Origin of the sequence: uncultured Odoribacter sp. (genome assembly GCF_937966165.1) — a bacterium.
In the GTDB taxonomy this organism is placed as follows: Bacteria; Bacteroidota; Bacteroidia; order Bacteroidales; family Marinifilaceae; genus Culturomica.
Map to the genome: position 1 here is coordinate 1 of NZ_CALCLB010000031.1, position 13,852 is coordinate 13,852.

General features: G+C 39.9%; 10 protein-coding genes and 1 pseudogene. 5 read left to right on the forward strand and 6 right to left on the reverse strand.

The window, feature by feature from the left end; genetic code table 11:
• A pseudogene (locus tag Q0465_RS11645) lies at positions 1-281 on the forward strand (hypothetical protein); the annotation flags it as partial.
• Between the two features lie 9 nt (positions 282-290).
• On the opposite strand, the gene Q0465_RS11650 reads toward Q0465_RS11645, so the two are convergent.
• The 3 genes from Q0465_RS11650 to purB all read right to left on the reverse strand — a co-directional run bounded on the left by Q0465_RS11650 (position 291) and on the right by purB (position 4,520).
• Entirely contained in the window at positions 291-1,166 is an 876-nt protein-coding gene (locus Q0465_RS11650; protein ID WP_298616473.1) for an NADPH-dependent 7-cyano-7-deazaguanine reductase QueF, read from the reverse strand.
• 117 nt (positions 1,167-1,283) lie between these two features.
• Complete coding sequence (locus Q0465_RS11655; protein ID WP_298616475.1) at positions 1,284-3,107, reverse strand: ABC transporter ATP-binding protein; 1,824 nt, start codon at positions 3,105-3,107, stop codon at positions 1,284-1,286.
• 75 nt (positions 3,108-3,182) lie between these two features.
• A complete protein-coding gene (purB, locus tag Q0465_RS11660) occupies positions 3,183-4,520 on the reverse strand; it encodes an adenylosuccinate lyase (RefSeq protein WP_298616477.1) in 1,338 nt (445 codons plus the stop codon).
• 213 nt (positions 4,521-4,733) lie between these two features.
• On the opposite strand from purB, the gene Q0465_RS11665 reads away from it, so the two are divergent.
• Both Q0465_RS11665 and Q0465_RS11670 read left to right on the forward strand, forming a co-directional pair.
• Entirely contained in the window at positions 4,734-5,540 is an 807-nt protein-coding gene (locus tag Q0465_RS11665) for an EI24 domain-containing protein (protein WP_298616479.1), read from the forward strand.
• Between the two features lie 293 nt (positions 5,541-5,833).
• Positions 5,834-7,249, forward strand: a complete 1,416-nt coding sequence (locus Q0465_RS11670) for an NfeD family protein (protein ID WP_298616481.1) — start codon at positions 5,834-5,836, stop codon at positions 7,247-7,249.
• Here the strand turns inward: Q0465_RS11670 and Q0465_RS11675 are convergent.
• Entirely contained in the window at positions 7,246-7,845 is a 600-nt protein-coding gene (locus tag Q0465_RS11675; RefSeq protein ID WP_298616484.1) for a TetR/AcrR family transcriptional regulator, read from the reverse strand. The two genes, Q0465_RS11670 and Q0465_RS11675, sit on opposite strands and share 4 nt — an antisense overlap.
• A 300-nt stretch (positions 7,846-8,145) precedes the next feature.
• On the opposite strand from Q0465_RS11675, the gene Q0465_RS11680 reads away from it, so the two are divergent.
• On the forward strand, positions 8,146-9,060 hold the full coding sequence (locus Q0465_RS11680; RefSeq protein WP_298616487.1) for a YitT family protein: 915 nt from the start codon (positions 8,146-8,148) through the stop codon (positions 9,058-9,060).
• 105 nt (positions 9,061-9,165) lie between these two features.
• Here the strand turns inward: Q0465_RS11680 and hydF are convergent, their stop codons facing one another.
• Positions 9,166-10,350, reverse strand: coding sequence for a [FeFe] hydrogenase H-cluster maturation GTPase HydF (gene hydF / locus Q0465_RS11685; protein ID WP_298616489.1), 1,185 nt, complete (start codon positions 10,348-10,350; stop codon positions 9,166-9,168).
• 7 nt (positions 10,351-10,357) lie between these two features.
• A complete protein-coding gene (locus Q0465_RS11690; protein WP_298616492.1) occupies positions 10,358-11,509 on the reverse strand; it encodes a sigma-54 dependent transcriptional regulator in 1,152 nt (383 codons plus the stop codon).
• A gap of 285 nt (positions 11,510-11,794) precedes the next feature.
• Here Q0465_RS11690 and Q0465_RS11695 point away from each other — a divergent pair.
• Positions 11,795-13,852, forward strand: a 2,058-nt coding sequence (locus Q0465_RS11695) for a patatin-like phospholipase family protein (RefSeq protein ID WP_298616495.1), incomplete at its 3' end; no start/stop codon positions are given.

Sequence of the window (13,852 nt, forward strand, 5' to 3'; positions counted from 1 at the left end):
ATTTCAAACCTGCAGAAACAGAAAAGGTTTTTCAGGTGCAGATAGACGAACAGAAACAGAAGCTTTTATTTCCCTGGAACCTGGAAAATGCGCCTATAGAGATAAAAGTGAAGGCGCGGAAACTTCCTTACTGGCAGTTGTATAATGAAATGGCAGGTCCTCTGCCTTATAGCCGCGTGTATTCGGTTTATCCGGATTCTTTAGCGGATACGGAAATAACCTTAATTCCTTATGGATGTACGACATTACGGATTACTGAATTTCCGGTTGTCCGTAAATAAAGAAGGAGTTTATTGCCTGAATTCCCTTTGGGTGAGGATGTCCGGACAAGGGAGAGAGAGCGGAAGATAGGGAGGATGGTTTGCCCGTACCGGGCAGATGTCTATACCTCCGCGGCGGGTATAAAGGCAACTGACTGACAGAATTTCAGGATGAAAGAAATCGGTGAGACGTTTAAACACCATCTCACAGATTTCTTCGTGAAAATGGTTTTCATCTCTCAGAGAGACGATATATTTTAAAAGAGAAAACCGGTCCGGTAAAATAGGAGCCTTGATATGAATATAGATACTTCCCCAGTCCGGTTGACGGGTGATTTTACAATTGCTTTTCAGTAAATGACTTCCTACTTTTATTTCGCTTGCCGTTTTTATTTCCTTTTCTTTTAAAAGGGTTATTTTTTCCTGATAATCGGTAAAAATACAGCTGTCAGTTCCCGGCAAATTTTCCAGGATTTCATAGTCTGAAAAATCAAAGGGAAGATTTTCCGGACAGCTGGAATAAAAATTTATACCGACGGATGTCTGCAGGAGCTTTTCCAAATCTTCCGAAACTTTTTTACAAAAAATGGAAATACTTTCCTCAACCGTGTTTCCTAAACGGTACATCTGAAAAGAGCCCAGATAGAGCTTTAAAGATTTACTTTCTACGAGAAATTCACTGTTGGCGGGGTATACTAATTTCAGTATTCCACTTACAGGTAAGCCCTGAGCGGTGAGAAAACTGGCTTCATAACAGTGCCAGATATCGTAACCGCAAAAAAGTCCTGTCGGTTGTTCTATCTGATAAATCTTCCGGTTTATATGCCGGGGCACGGCGACCAGTATAGCGGGACAATATGTTTCAGGATATCCGATGGATTTCCCCAGAAGTTTTTCCTCTTCCATAGGTTCGTATAAAACTTTGCAGGATTTCGTTTAAAACTGTTTTTGTAATCTCTTATAGGAAAGAATGTTTTACAATTTCTTTCCCTATACTGATAGGATTTTTGGAATATTTCCCGTTTAAAAGTTTTGCATATTATACAATTTGGTGTATATACCGTTTTGTTTGAGCAATTCTTCGTGAGTTCCCCTTTCGACAATTTCGCCTTCGTGGAATACACAAATCAGATCGGCATTCCGGATGGTGGAAAGGCGGTGAGCAATGACAATGGAAGTGCGGTTTCTCATCAGGTTATCCAAAGCTTGTTGCACCAGCTTTTCAGATTCCGTATCCAGAGCGGAAGTCGCTTCGTCCAGAATCATAATAGGAGGGTTTTTCAATACGGCCCTTGCGATACTCAGGCGCTGCCGCTGTCCTCCGCTGAGTTTGCCGCCCCGGTCTCCGATAACAGTCTGGTACCCTTTCTCCGTTTGCATGATAAAGTCGTGCGCATTGGCTATCTTCGCGGCATTTTCAATTTCTTCCGGACTTGCATTTTCTACCCCGAATGCGATATTGTTGTAAATAGTATCGTTGAAGAGTATCGGATCCTGGTTGACATTTCCCATCAATCCCCGAAGATCGTACAGGGAAATATCCCGTATATTTATTCCATCAATAGAGATACTTCCTTCATTGACATCGTAAAAACGGGGAAGTAAATCGACAAAAGTACTTTTCCCTGAACCGGATTGTCCGACGAGTGCAATGGTTTTTCCTTTCGGGATTCTCAGATTGATGTCCTTCAGGACTTGCTTACTCTCATTGTAGGAAAAATAAACCTGTTTGTATTCTACCTGGTTTTTAAATTCTTTGATTTTTTCCGGATTTGCTTTTTCCTGAATAGTCGATTCTGCTGATAAAATCACATCGATCCGGTCCATCGCTGCCAGCCCTTTTTGGATGCTGTAATATGCATTGGTCAAATTCTTGGCAGGATTAATAATGCAATAGAATAAGGCGATATAAGCGATGAATTGTTCAGCCGACAGGGATCCCTGGTGTTTGAGCACAAGGGTACCTCCAAACCATAGAATAATGACGATAACGATGGTCCCCAGAAATTCACTCATCGGATGGGCCAAAGAGCGCCGGCGCATCAGGCGATTTTGAATACGCCGGTATGCTTCATTTTCTTCGGAGAATTTTTGTGTCATTTTTTTCTCCGCATTGAAAGCTTTGATAATTCTCAGTCCCGATAAAGTTTCTTCCATTAAGGAGAGTATTTCTCCCATTTTGGTTTGCCCTTCCCAGGAGTGACGTTTTAAGTTTTTACCGACTTTACCGATTAGAGCACCCATCAGAGGGAGCAGGATAAATACAAATAAAGTGAGCTGCCAGCTCATGATCAACATCGTTGCCAGGTAAACGATAATCAGTATCGGGCTCTGAAAAAACATATCCAGGGAACTCATGACGGATGCCTCCACTTCCTGTACATCACCTGTCATACGGGAAATAATATCTCCTTTCCGCTCTTCTGAGAAAAAAGGCAAAGGCAAGGATAATATTTTAGTGTATATTTTGCGGCGGATATCTCTTACAACTCCGTTCCGTATGTATATCAGTTCGTAGGCAGCCAAGTAAGCAAATCCGGTTTTAAAAGCAGTAGCTATGACAGCAATCATTCCTACAAAAATTAAAGTAGCGGATTGCCCGTAATTTATTTTAATTTCTGTGATATAGTAATTGAACAGATGACTGAGGGTTTTCATATCGAACGCAAAAGGAACGGAGGTGGTCACTTCCTTTTGGTTGTCAAATATAATACCTAATACAGGAATTAACATGGCTATGGAAATACTTCCGAAGATAGCATGCAGAAAATTGTAAAAGATACTTTTAGTAACCCGGAATTTATAAGGCGGTATAAATCTTTTTAAAATGATCAGTAAATCGTGCATAAGTTTTTGGTCAAAATTGCCCTCCTTCGGTTGGAACGTTATTGCCTATGGGTTCTGTAAAAGAAGGGCAAATTATTAAATACCCGTATAATTCGACGGGGTAATTTGCTTTAAAGTGCGTTTTAAATCGTCAGAAATCTCTAAGGTATCGATGAATTCCGCTATGGATTCCTGCGTGATTTTGCTATTTGTCCGGGTCAGCGCTTTCAAGGCTTCGTAAGGATTGGGATAGCCTTCCCGCCGTAAAATTGTTTGTATGGCTTCTGCTACTACGGCCCAATTTTTTTCTAAATCTTTTTCAATTGCTTCTTTGTTGATAATCAATTTGTTTAATCCTTTTAAGGTAGATTTGAAAGCAATAATGGTATGGGCCAGGGGTACCCCGATATTGCGCAGTACGGTAGAATCCGTCAGGTCTCTTTGTAAACGGGAAATAGGAAGTTTGTTGCTCAAATGTTCAAAAAGAGCATTGGCAATACCCAAATTCCCCTCTGAATTTTCGAAATCAATCGGATTTACTTTATGAGGCATGGCAGAAGAACCGACTTCTCCTGCTTTGATTTTTTGTTTAAAGTAGGTCATGGAAATGTACGTCCAGAAATCCCGGTCCAAATCGATAACGATAGTATTAATACGGCGTAAATTGTCGAATAAGGCCGCAAAATTATCGTAATTGGATATCTGAGTGGTATAGGTTTCCCGCTCTATTTTGAGTTTTTGAGTAAGGAATTTGTTTCCGAAATCCGCCCAGTCGTATTCCGGGAAAGCCACATGATGTGCATTAAAGTTTCCCGTTGCTCCTCCGAATTTTCCGGAAATTGCTACTTTTTTAAGTAATTCAAGCTGACGGCTCAAACGGTAAGTAAACACTTTCAGTTCTTTTCCCAGACGGGTCGGAGAGGCCGGTTGTCCATGTGTTTTTGCTAACATCGGTACGTCTTTCCATTCTTCCGCTAATTCTTCCAGTTTAGCAATCAGTTCGTCAATTACCGGATAGTATACATCGTGTACAGCATCGCGGAAAGAACAGGGAACGGCCGTATTATTGATGTCCTGGGAGGTTAAACCAAAATGGATAAATTCTTTATACCGGTGTAAATCCAAAGCGTCAAATTTTTCTTTGATGAAATATTCCACGGCTTTGACGTCGTGGTTGGTCACTTTCTCAATTTCTTTTATCTTTAGTGCATCTTCCACCGTGAAGTCCAGATATATTTCGCGCAGAGAAGCATAGAGAGAAGGCGTAAAATCTTTTAACTGGGGTAGAGGAAGTTCACAAAGAGCAATAAAATACTCAATTTCTACCATTACCCGATAACGGATTAATGCACTTTCGGAAAAATAATTGGCAAGATTTTCGACTTTGTCCCGGTAACGGCCGTCGATAGGTGAAATGGCAGTTAATGCTTGCATAATATCTTGTTTTAATTTGTATAACCGTGAGGATAAAAATACACCCTTTTTTACAGGTTTACAAAAGTACAAAAAATAGGGTTAAGAAATCGAAATTTGAAATTCGAAATTTGAAAATTGTGTTAAAAGAGAAATATTATACCTTTGTTATCGGAATGCTTGAAATTGTAGTCGTTTGAGCACTGGAATATTTAAACATTTGAATATCTTGAAATGAGTGTATTAGAAGGTTTTTTTTCAGGAATCGGAGTTTACGGAAAAGCTTTTCAAATTCTCTTTTCCCGGAGATTTTTCGGATTTCTCTTTTTCCCTTTTTTGGCTTTATTGTTGTTGTTTTGGGGAGGGGGATGGCTGGTGTCTTCTGCAGGAGATAGCCTGGCTGCAATCGTTCAGGCGAAAATAGCCGCATGGGTAGAAGGAATATCATGGTTGCAATGGCTGCATAATACGCTGGGATTTTTGGTGAGAATTGTTTTGAAAATAGCTTATTTTTTCCTGTTTATTACTTTTGGAGGATATATTGTGTTGATTGTGATGTCTCCCGTTTATTCCTGGTTATCGGAGCGTACGGAAGCTCATCTTTCCGGTAAAGAATACCCTTTTAGTTTACGTCAGTTGATCTGGGAAATTTTTAGGGGTATTCTGATTGCACTCCGGAATATGGTTTTTCAATTATTGTTTACTTTATTGCTGTTTTTTTGCTCTTTTATACCACTGATTGGTTTGTTGTCGCCCTTGGCTCTATTTCTGGTTTCCGCTTATTTTTACGGTTTTTCTTTTGTAGATTATGCTATAGAACGCAAACGCTTCAATGTTAAACAAAGCGTTCGCTATGTGAATAAGAATGTAGGTATGGTGACGGGAGTGGGGGCTATTTTCGCTTTTTCATTGATGATTCCCTGGTTTAGTATCATAGCCTGTAGCTTTGTCTCGATTCTTTCTGTTATAGCCGGAACGATAGCTATACATCAGGTAACTCAAAAAGAATCCGAAGGGATGGAAATAAAAAGGTTGAAGTAAAAGGAATTCCTTTAAAAGATGAATGTGCAGACAATAGCATTGAGAATATTCAATTGTTTAAATGTTGGATATCTGTTTAAAGGGTAGGAGAAGGAATACCTGAACCGGAATGAGAACCGTATTTTTTACAGCTGTCAGTGCGGGAGGACTTTCCGGTTTTGCTCCTGTAGGGAGGTCATGGCTATTTGTAAGGAGTTGTAAAATAGGTCCTATCCGTCGTTTTTCCTTTCGATCATTTTCTGTTTTTGTGGAGATATTTTTATAGATTTGTCTGTTATTAAAGATTTGGAATTATGCGGAAGTCGTTTTTATTGACGTTGTTGTTGGTTTTTACTACTTTGTGGGGAATAGCCGGGGAAAGGCAACCCTTGGTGTTTAAAGTGGATATTAAAGATGAAATTGGTCCGGAAGTATGGAGATTGGTAAAAAAGTCTTTTGAAAAAGCGGAACAGGAAAAAGCGGATTATATACTGATTGACATGAATACCTATGGAGGATTAGTGGTATATGCCGATTCTTTACGTACTTTAATTTTAAATACACCGAAACCGGTATGGGTGTTTATCAATAATAATGCTGCTTCTGCCGGAGCATTAATTGCTATTGCCTGTGATAAAATTTACATGAGAGAAGGGGCAAATATCGGAGCTGCCACAGTCGTGAATCAAACGGGAGAAGCGATGCCGGATAAGTATCAGTCTTATATGCGTTCTATGATACGGTCTACGGCACAGGCACATGGGAAAGATACGATAGTGGAAGGCAATGATACTCTTTACCGTTGGAAACGGGATCCTCATATTGCGGAAGCTATGGTGGATCAGTCGGTCGTTGTCTCCGGAGTATCTGATAGCGGGAAAGTGGTGACTTTTACTCCGCACGAAGCGATGAAGTATGGATTTTGTGACGGAATAGCGGATCAGGTGGATGAGGTATTACAGAAAGAAGGTATTGATCATTATACCCTATCCGTTTATACCCCTACAGCGCTGGATAAGATCATCGGTTTTTTAATAAATCCTTTTGTGAGGGGCATATTGATTATGGTTATTGTAGGGGGTATTTATTTTGAACTGCAGACCCCTGGAATCGGTTTTCCACTGGCAGCAGCAGCTATAGCCTGTTTGCTGTATTTTGCACCTTTGTATTTGGAAGGTTTCGCTAATTATTGGGAAATTATTCTTTTTGTGATAGGTGTGCTGCTGTTACTTCTGGAAATATTTGTAATACCGGGTTTTGGAGTGACGGGGATTACGGGGATTATTTGTATTGTGATGGCTTTGGTGATGGCAGGAATTGAAGGATTTTCCTTTACGTTTATAGACGACTTTATAGGAGGTTTGTTAAAATCTTTGCTGATCGTTTTGGGAAGTTCTCTGCTCGGTTTAGGAGTGAGTATATGGCTGGGCGGGAAGTTATTCGCCTCCCGTCGCTGGGCTTTTGCACTGCAAGCGGAACAACGGCCTGAAGAAGGATATGTGGGGGTAGACATGTCAGTGGCAAAGGAAATTGAGAAAACCGGGATAGCTTTGACAGATTTACGGCCGTCCGGTAAAGTCATGATAAATGAAGAAGTATATGATGCCGTCGCGGATCAGGGCGAATATATTCAAAAAGGCTGTACGGTGAAAGTGTTGAAGTACCAGGCCGGACAGTTGTATGTGTTGAAAGAGAGAGGAGAAGAAGGGAAAGGGGAAATTACACATTAGGACACGTCCCTGTTGGGTAATTTTGCGGGATTGATGATGCCGTAGAACATGAGGTCAATGTATTCCAAGATCGTCCGGGAGTTTTTATCTTTCCGGTTTGCCAGGATAAATGCTTGTTCAAGGCTTTTAAACATCAGCAATAAGTTTTGGGAAAATATTTCCGGATCACTTACGCGGAATATTTCTTTTTCTTTTCCTTCCTTTACAATTCCGGTAAGGAGATGAATTTCTTTCCGGTCGATGTCCTTGCGCAGATGTTCTATACGGATGTTATTGAAAAGGAAGTCGTAACGGATGTAGCGGTTGTTCCGGACTAAATTATCGATGACACCGAAATGCTGCAGGATATAGAGTTTAAGCTTTCTTTCGGGAGGAAGTTTAGAGTCGGCAGCTTTCTGAAGGATCTGGTTAATGGTGTTTACTTCGTCTTCAATGACATATTTATAAAGTTCTTCTTTACTTTTGAAATGAGTATATAAAGTACGCCTGCTCATTTTAGCTGCAGATGCAATGTCGCTCATCGTTGCTTTATACGCACTGATTTCACGAAATAAATTTTTCGCAACGGAAATAATTTTGTTTTTTGTTTTACTCATTCGGATTGTTTATAAATTTATAAGTGTTATACGGAATTGTTCATTCCGTAATGACTTACAAAGAATGTAGACAATTGGGCTTTGGATTTTTTAAAAAAGCTAACCGATCTTACGGGAATTTTATGCAATGATAAACATTTTTTCCTTAAAAAGGAGTTTTTCTCCCTAAATTTATTCCGTTTTGAGAAGAATTAAAAATATGACAAATATCATATTTTTTTGTGAAAGGGGGAAGTATATTTGCGCGCGAAAATAAAAGGGGTGCGCCCGGTACTTCAAATGAATTAAATAATCTGTAAAATGAATGTAATGAATATTTCCTTTTATAAGGAAAAAATTTTCTCTGCCCATTGGTTTCAAACCTATGCAACACTTGTATTGGGAGCTTTTGTAATTTCTGTAGGTTATACTTTTTTTATGACCCCTTACAAGATTGTACCGGGTGGTATTTACGGTATTTCTACTATTTTGCATTATCAATTAGGCTTCCCTATTGGTATGGCTGCTTTGTGTTTTAATTTGCCCCTTAGTTTATGGGGAGTAAAAGTATTGGGAAAGCAATTCGGAGTAAAAACTTTTATCTGTTTTTTATTGGTGGCTATGTTTGCGGACGGCATGCCTCTTGTATTAAAAGCTTTGGGGCATCCTCATCCTTACGACCCTTTTCAATTGCAGGATGAAGTTTTGTTGGCCAGTATATTCGGTGGGGTAGTCATCGGGATAGGAGCCGGATTGATATTGAAAACCCGTTCTTCCAGCGGGGGAACCGATGTATTGTCTTCTATCCTGAATAAACTGACGCGGAAACCGATCGGCATGTTGCAGATGACCATAGATTCTGTTATTGTTATGTGTGGTTTGATTGTATTTCAGGATTGGAAGGTACCTTTTTACTCCTGGTTGACTATTTTCCTGATGGGTAAGGTGATTGATATTGTGATCCAGGGATATTCCAGCGATAAGACGTTTTTTATTGTTTCTGAGAAAACGGAAGAAATCCGGCATTATATTTTAACGGAACTGCATAGGGGAGGTTCTATTGTACCGGTAAACGGAATGTTCAACCGCTCTGAAAAAGAAATGATTATGACGGTGGTGAACCGGAAAGAAGTCGTTACCCTGCAACGGGCTATTTATAAAATTGATCCCAAAGCTTTTACAACTATTATGGAAGCAAAAGAAATTATGGGAGCCGGATTTAAATCCATGGAATAAGGAAGGGATTTTTTGTCTAAGCGCTGCGTTTTTGCCGTTATTTTCCGGTCGGTTAAGCGATTGATGGACAAGATCGGCATGTGGCAGCAGAAAAGGAAAAATATATTATACTTTTTCCCATTCCTGGATGGAACGTTCAAATATGCCGTTTAAAAATGCCAGCGTCATTCCGTAATTGCTTACCGGCACCCCTGACTCGATAAAAGGAAGAAGGCGGGTTTGCAATTGACGGGAGGTGACCATACATCCCCCGCATTGGATGACGAGAGCGTAAGCAAGGGGCGGTTTTTCAATGGGATCCAGGGCCGGAATAAACTCAAAATTCAATTGTTTGCCGGTATACTTTTCCAATAGAAACGGGATTTTTACCCTTCCGATATCTTCGCAACTGCTGTGATGCGAACAAGATTCCAGCAGGAGTATACTGTCTCCTTCTTTCAGTTGATCTATCGTCCGGGTTCCTTTTATATACTCCTGAAAATAACCCTTCCGATGGGCCAGAACAATACTGAAACTGGTGAGGGGAATATCTGCCGGTAGTTGGGCGGCAACTTTTTTAAATACCTGACTATCCGTAATCACTAAACGAGGACGAATACCTGATGTTTGCAGAAAACTTGAAATTTCAGCTGGCTGTAAAACGATGCTTATCCCGTGATTGTCCAGAATGTCCCGGATCATTTGTACCTGAGGCAGGATAAGGCGTCCTACCGGGGCTTCCGAATCTACCGGAGTTACGAGTAGTAAAATATCCCGGGGCTGAATAATTCCTTCCAATAAAGAAGGAGTATTTGAAATTTGTTTTAATTTTTGTATCGTTTCGAATACTGTGGAAATGTTTGCTGGCCGATGGCAACAGAAATCGATGACTTTGGTTTTATATTTTGTTTCCAATGTGTTCTTTACATCCGGATGCAAGGGAAGCAGGTCGGATTTATTGTGTATGATGAGGAAAGGGATATGCAATTCCAGTATTTGCTGAACCACTTCCTCTTCAGTGGTTTCAAATCGATTTCCGGTGATCAGCAAGAGTATAAAGTCAGACTGAGGAAGCATTTCCTTTGTCCTGGCAGTTCTTTGGCTTCCTAATTCTCCGGTATCATCTATGCCGGCGGTGTCAATAAAAATGACGGATGCAAAACCGGGAATTTCATAGCTTCGTTTTACGGGATCGGTTGTTGTACCGGGGATATCGGATACGATAGCTACTTTTTGACCGGTGAGCACATTGATCAAAGAACTTTTTCCGCTATTCCGGCGACCGACAATAGCAATCCGCAGTTTTTCCATCGATCCGTTATTTATACTGATTTAAATCTTCTGCCGTGATTGTAGGGCCGCAAAGGATAATCAAACGTTCCACCACGTTGCGTAACTCCCGTATATTACCCGACCATTCGTATGTTTTCATCATTTCCAGGGCTTCCAGAGTAATGGTTTTAGGTAAAATACGCATTTCCGTACAGATTTCGTTTATAAAATGTGAAACCAGATCTTCTATATCTTCTTCCCGCTCTTTGAGAGAAGGAACATTTATAATAATGACGCTCAGGCGGTGGTAAAGATCTTCCCGGAAATTTCCTTTGAGGATTTCTTTTTTCAGATTTTTGTTGGTAGCGGCGATGACCCTTACGTCTACAGGTATGTCCCCGTCTCCTCCAATTCTGCTGATTTTATTTTCCTGCAATACTCTCAGTACTTTTGCCTGGGCACTGAGGCTCATATCTCCGATTTCATCCAGAAAAATAGTTCCTCCGTGAGCCAGTTCAAATTTGCCTTTTTTTTGCTTGATTGCTGAAGTAAAAGAGCCTTTTTCATGTCCGAATAATTCACTTTCGATCAGTTCTGCGGGAATGGCCGCACAATTGACTTCTATAAAAGCATTGTTTCTCCGGTTGCTTTTTTCATGTAACTGGCGGGCGACTAATTCTTTCCCTGAGCCGTTCGGCCCCGTAATTAAAACGCGGGCATCAGAAATGGCTACTTTTTCTATCATTTCTTTCACTTTTTCCAATGCTTCAGAATGCCCCACCATATCGTATTTTTTGCTGACTTTACTCTTTAATGTCTGGGTTTCCTGAATGAGTTGGGTTTTGTCCGTAGCATTTTTGATTGTAATCAGAATACGGTTCAGATCCAAAGGCTTTTCGATAAAATCATAAGCTCCTTTTTTGATGGCTTCGATAGCTGTATCTATGGTGCCATGACCGGAAATCATGACGACAGGGGTATCCCGGGAAAATTCCTTTATCCGTTCCAGTACTTCTATTCCTTCCATATTCGGCATTTTGATATCGCAAAATACCAGATCCGGTTTTTCGGTTTTAACGGCAATTAAGCCTTCCATACCGTTTTCAGCTACAATAACATCGTGTTTTTCAAAAGTAAGTATGTCTTTCATCGAATTGCGAATACTGCGTTCATCATCGATGACTAATATTTTCGCCATATTATTTTCCTGAGATTTTTATTTTAAAGGGAGGATTTTTTCCTATACCCTAAAAACTTAAAATTTTATTACGCCTGTTTGCAAAAATAATGAAATATTCTGCTAAATTAGGGTATCAGAACGCTAAAATTTTTTGAACGGGAGAAAAGAGGGCTGAAAAAATAGATTTATACAGATAAGTACCGGTTTCGGTATTTTTCTTACTATTTTTAACGTTATATCCTGAAATTATTTCTTAAAATAGAATTAAATTTGTTCTATTGTTTCATATTTAAGAATAACCTGATGAAAAGAGTTGTGTTGGTCTTAGTTGCTTTATTTTTATTCGGAGGCGGACTGCAGGCAGAACGGAAGAAAGTCGGGTTAGTTTTGAGTGGCGGAGGGGCAAAAGGAGTCGCTCATATCGGTGTATTAAAAGTGCTGGAAGAGGCAGGGATCCCTATAGATTATATTGCCGGTACGAGTATGGGTTCGATTGTAGGAGGATTGTATGCAATCGGATACGATGCGGGTATGTTGGATACTTTGGTACGGAAGCAGCAATGGACTTTTTTATTGAGTGACCGGGTATACCGGTATGATTTGCCGTTTTCAGAAAAAGAAAAGGACGAAAAATACCTGGTTTCTATCCCTATGATCGGAGGAAAAGGGATTCAGATGCCTTCGGGGTTTATCGGTGGACAAAATATATTCAGTCTCTTTTCTGAATTGACGATAGGGTATCACGATTCTGTTTCTTTTCTGAGTTTGCCCATTCCTTTTGCTTGCGTTGCAGCAAATCTGGTAAATGGGAAAGAGGTGGTTCTGGACAAAGGGAATTTAGCCTTAGCTATGCGTTCCAGTATGGCTATTCCCGGTGTATTTTCTCCTGTCGTATTGGATACGATGCTGTTGGTAGACGGTGGAATCGCCAATAATTTCCCTACGGATGTGGGGAAAGCGATGGGAGCCGATATTATTATCGGGGTAGATGTTTCCTCCGACCTTCGCAAGTTAAACGAATTGAATAATGCCCTGGAGATTGTAGACCAGTTGACTTCTTTTTTAGGCATGGCAAAATACGAGGAAAATATCAAATTATGTGATTTATATATTAAGCCGGATATTCTGCCTTATTCGGCAGCCAGTTTTAATCCGACAGATATTGATACTTTAATCCTAAGGGGGGAAAGGGCTGCAAGGGCCCAATGGGAGGATTTAATGAAATTAAAAGAAAAGATTGGATTAACTCCTTCGGAAAACGAAGAAAAAATTATAGATAATAAATTTATACGGACAGATTCACTGGTGATTGGACGGATTTATATCAATGGGGTGGGAAGCCGGGAAGAAAAATGGGTGAGAAAAAAAGCCGGTTTGTCTGAATACTCTTATATTTCTATTGATGATTTACATCGGTCGATTGCTATTTTATACGGTACAGGGGCATTTTCATACGTGAATTATTCTTTAAAGGGTACGGATGTTTATGACCTGACCTTAATATTGAAAGAAAAATCGATGAGTTCTTTGAATTTCGGATTCCGTTTCGATTCCGAGGAGATGGCTGCTATTTTACTGAATACTACTTTTTCCCATAAACATTTAAGGGGATTTCAGTTGTCGCTGACGGGACGTTTAAGTCAGAATCCTTATGCCCGGGTAGAGTATTCTTTTGGGAATACTTTTTTGAGGAAGGCCGGTCTGGTATATATGTATGAATACAATGATATTGACCTCTACCGGAAAGGACATAAGGTAGATAATATTACTTTTTCCCAGCACATGGCAGAATTGACTTTTTCTGATATTTATATTCAAAACTGTAAATTTGTATTGGGATTCCGTTACGAATATTTTGATTATAATTCTTTTTTATATGCTTCTGCCTATGAGGGAGTAAAAGCCCGGCCGGAAGGCTTTTTCAGTTATCATGCATCGGCTCATTATGAGACTTTTGATAAAAGATATTATCCTACAAGAGGAATTTCAGTGAAAGGAGAATATTCTTTATATACAGATAATGGATTACATTATGATCACGGGGCTCCTTTTTCTGCTCTTGACGGAAGTTTTTCAGCTGTAGTACCATTCACACACCGTTTTTCTGTACTGCCTTCTTTTTACGGAAGAGTATTGGTTGGCCGGGATATTCCGTTTGCTTATTTAAATTATATGGGAGGGATGGTTGGCGGAAGGTATATGAATCAGCAGTTGCCTTTTGTGGGAATTCAGCATTTGGAAACTTTTGATAATACCGTGTTAGTGTTGAAGGCAAAATTCAGGTATCTCATCGGTTCGAATCACTATGCGATAGCTATGTTAAATTATGCGAAGGAAGATAAAAGTTTGTTCGAAATTCTG

Bases quoted from the DNA above. Each gene is read 5' to 3' on its own strand.
- Q0465_RS11650 (WP_298616473.1), bottom strand. From the start codon at position 1,166: ATGGAAGAGGAAAAACTTCTGGGGAAATCCATCGGATATCCTGAAACA.
- Q0465_RS11655 (WP_298616475.1), bottom strand. From the start codon at position 3,107: ATGCACGATTTACTGATCATTTTAAAAAGATTTATACCGCCTTATAAA.
- purB (WP_298616477.1), bottom strand. From the start codon at position 4,520: ATGCAAGCATTAACTGCCATTTCACCTATCGACGGCCGTTACCGGGAC.
- Q0465_RS11665 (WP_298616479.1), top strand. From the start codon at position 4,734: ATGAGTGTATTAGAAGGTTTTTTTTCAGGAATCGGAGTTTACGGAAAA.
- Q0465_RS11670 (WP_298616481.1), top strand. From the start codon at position 5,834: ATGCGGAAGTCGTTTTTATTGACGTTGTTGTTGGTTTTTACTACTTTG.
- Q0465_RS11675 (WP_298616484.1), bottom strand. From the start codon at position 7,845: ATGAGTAAAACAAAAAACAAAATTATTTCCGTTGCGAAAAATTTATTT.
- Q0465_RS11680 (WP_298616487.1), top strand. From the start codon at position 8,146: ATGAATGTAATGAATATTTCCTTTTATAAGGAAAAAATTTTCTCTGCC.
- hydF (WP_298616489.1), bottom strand. From the start codon at position 10,350: ATGGAAAAACTGCGGATTGCTATTGTCGGTCGCCGGAATAGCGGAAAA.
- Q0465_RS11690 (WP_298616492.1), bottom strand. From the start codon at position 11,509: ATGGCGAAAATATTAGTCATCGATGATGAACGCAGTATTCGCAATTCG.